This is a genomic window from Nocardia sp. JMUB6875, from assembly GCF_041154655.1.
Taxonomy (GTDB): Bacteria; Actinomycetota; Actinomycetes; order Mycobacteriales; family Mycobacteriaceae; genus Nocardia.
The window spans coordinates 1-2,548 of record NZ_BAAFGR010000357.1; the positions used below are offsets into that span (position 1 = coordinate 1).

Consider the following 2,548-nt stretch of genomic DNA (forward strand, 5'->3'; position numbering starts at 1 on the left):
CTGCCGGTGGGGTGACCGAGGCGCAGGCCAAGGATGTTTGTTTGCGGTTGTTGACCGATCGGGCTCGGAGTCGGGCGGAGTTGGCGGATCGGTTGGGGGAGAAGGGGTTCAGTGCGGGCGTGGTTACGCGGGTGCTGGATCGGCTGACCGAGGTGGGGCTGGTCGATGATGCGGCGTTTGCGCAGCAGTGGGTGTATTCGCGGCATACGTACTCGGGCAAGGGGAAGAAGGTCCTCGCCGAGGAGTTGCGGCGGAAGGGGATCGCGCCGGAACATGCCGAACCGGCGCTGGAGTCGGTAACCGCCGAGGATGAGAATGCTCGAGCCGGTGAGTTGGTGCGGCGGAAGCTGGTCACACTGCCCTCGGATATGGAGCGCGACAAGGCAATCAGCCGACTGGTCGCGATGCTGGCCCGGCGCGGCTACACGCCGGGCACCGCCTACTCCGTGGTGACGAGCGAGCTCGCCGCGCTCGCGGAACGGCGCGCCGAGGAACGGTCGCTCGCCCCCGAGTCCTCTACCCCAAGCGATAGTGCCGATTCGGCCGCCGACAGTGCCGATTCCGCGACCACCGATTTCGATACCGCCACCGCGCTTATCCGCACCAAACTCCGGACCCTCTCTCCGAACCTGGACCGTGCTGCCGCCACCCGCCGCCTGGTCGGCCTGCTGGCGCGCCGCGGATACGACTCCGCCACGGCCTATCGCGTGGTCGCGGCGGCGCTTGCCGAGGCACACGGTGGCAACAACTCGCACGACACTCCGCCGCCACGCACTTCGCGACTCGCCGCCTCGGGGCGCAAGACAGGCTCTCGCGCAGCTGATTCCGATGAATCGAACTCGGACGCGTCGAACTCTGCGGAATCAGCCTTCGACGAGCTGTCCGAACCAGCCGATGACGAGCACACCCGTGCGACAGAGCTGGCCCGAGCCAACCTGCGCAAGATCCCCGCCGGGCTGGAGCGCGAGAAGGCAATTCGCCGTCTCGTCGGCATGCTCGCCCGCCGAGGCATCAGCCAATCGATCGCTTACACGGTGGTGAAGGCCGAATTATCGGATGCCCTGTCGGATTCCGACTGACAGAATCGGGGCATGAACGAGGGGATTGTGGCGGCCTTGCGTGATATCGCGCAGGCCTTTGCGAGCTATCCTCGTCGTCCGGTGCTCGAGCGGTGCCCGCATTGCGGCCCGCCGGTCAGGATCGAGGAGGTCGACCTTTTCTGGTTGAGCATCAAGCTCGGCAATACCGTCGGTGATGGCACCGACGTCAAGGCGCTGTTGCCCGTGCTGTTCGAGCGGCTCATCACGACGGACGAGCTCGATCCCGGCATCGTGTTGAGCAAGCTGGCGCAGCAGAAATGGGAATCCTGGCCGCCCGTCGAACGGTCGGCCATCGAAACCTTCCTCGACCAAGCATGGCTGCTGCTGCTGTCCGAATTCCCCTCCCGGGCCGGCGCGTTCGCCGACTGCGCCGAATTCCTGCGGGCCGTCGCCGCCGCTGACATACCTCCCGACCGGTTCCTGGCCGCATGGGACGTGACGACCGGTGCGGCGGCGGACCGCCACCTCGCCGAGTTCGTGAACAGCGCCCTCACATCTCGCCGAACCGAACCGGAAATCCGGACCTGGATAGGACGGAAATCGGTGCGGGACAGGTTGTTGCGCGCATTCGAGCAACAGCATGACGATCCGGAATCCGGTGACGCCTTCGCTTTCGCCTACGACCTCACTTCGGTGTTCGAAACGGTCTGATGTCGGTGCCTCCACGTACCGTGGAGGGCATGGCATTGACATTGGAGGAACGACAGGAGTTTCTGGCTCAGCCGCATATTGGTGCGATGGCTGTGGCTGTGAGTCCGGATCGGGCGCCGCTGAATGTGCCGATCTGGTATCAGTATTCGCCTGGAGGTGAGCTTTGGGTGGTGACCAGCGCCGGGTCGCGGAAGGTTCGGGCGTTGGAGGCTGCGGGGCGGTTCAGCATCATGGCGCAGGTTTTGACGCCGACGGTGCGGTACGTCACCGCCGAAGGCCCGATCACCCGGATCGAACCGATGAAGGACGGGATGTTGCGGGAGATGGCAGCGCGGTATCTCCCGGCCGACAAGGTGGACCCGTACCTGAAATACGCGGAGACCCTGGGCGACCAGGTGGTCGTCTACATGCGCCCCGAGCAGTGGCTCTCCGCTGACATGGGCACCATTTGATCACCGCTCAGCCCGCCAGGGCTCTGAGGTAGCGGCGGCGGTAGAAGCGCTGTGCCACCAGGAGTAACGGAAAGGCGGTGCGCCAAAGACCGTTCGGGGCGGGGCGCGTGAGGGAGCGCAGGGTCAGCTGGATCGAGTCGTCGGCGGCGCGGTGGAGGATGAAGGCCTCTTCGCCGGAGACGGGATGGCCGGGGAGGGTGCCGTAGGAGAAGGCGGCGCGGTCGGGGGTGTCGACGACGGTGACGATGCGGACCGGTTCGTGGATCGCGAGCGGGCCCAGGGCGGCGGTGATTCGGAAGTTCGCGCCGGGGGTGACTCGGAGGGCGGGGGTGTCGAGCGGGGTGA

Annotated in this window: 3 protein-coding genes and 1 pseudogene; 3 read left to right on the top strand and 1 reads right to left on the bottom strand. The window is 66.2% G+C overall.

Annotated elements, in window-relative coordinates:
- Positions 1-11: 11 nt before the first annotated feature.
- The 3 genes and pseudogenes from recX to ACAM49_RS39745 form a co-directional block, all read left to right on the top strand.
- Positions 12-467, top strand: a pseudogene (recX, locus tag ACAM49_RS39735) (recombination regulator RecX); the annotation flags it as partial.
- A 624-nt stretch (positions 468-1,091) separates the two neighbouring features.
- Positions 1,092-1,751 (top strand): hypothetical protein, encoded by a 660-nt coding sequence (locus ACAM49_RS39740; protein WP_369640674.1) that lies wholly within the window; start codon positions 1,092-1,094, stop codon positions 1,749-1,751.
- 29 nt (positions 1,752-1,780) lie between these two features.
- On the top strand, positions 1,781-2,203 hold the full coding sequence (locus tag ACAM49_RS39745) for a pyridoxamine 5'-phosphate oxidase family protein (protein WP_369640675.1): 423 nt from the start codon (positions 1,781-1,783) through the stop codon (positions 2,201-2,203).
- 7 nt (positions 2,204-2,210) lie between these two features.
- On the opposite strand, the gene ACAM49_RS39750 is transcribed toward ACAM49_RS39745, so the two are convergent.
- The coding region (locus tag ACAM49_RS39750; protein ID WP_369640676.1) for a DUF1990 family protein at positions 2,211-2,548 on the bottom strand (338 nt) is incomplete at its 5' end.

What these genes read in the sequence shown, in the direction of transcription:
- ACAM49_RS39740 (WP_369640674.1), top strand. Translation starts at nt 1,092, where the DNA reads ATGAACGAGGGGATTGTGGCGGCCTTGCGTGATATCGCGCAGGCCTTT.
- ACAM49_RS39745 (WP_369640675.1), top strand. Translation starts at nt 1,781, where the DNA reads ATGGCATTGACATTGGAGGAACGACAGGAGTTTCTGGCTCAGCCGCAT.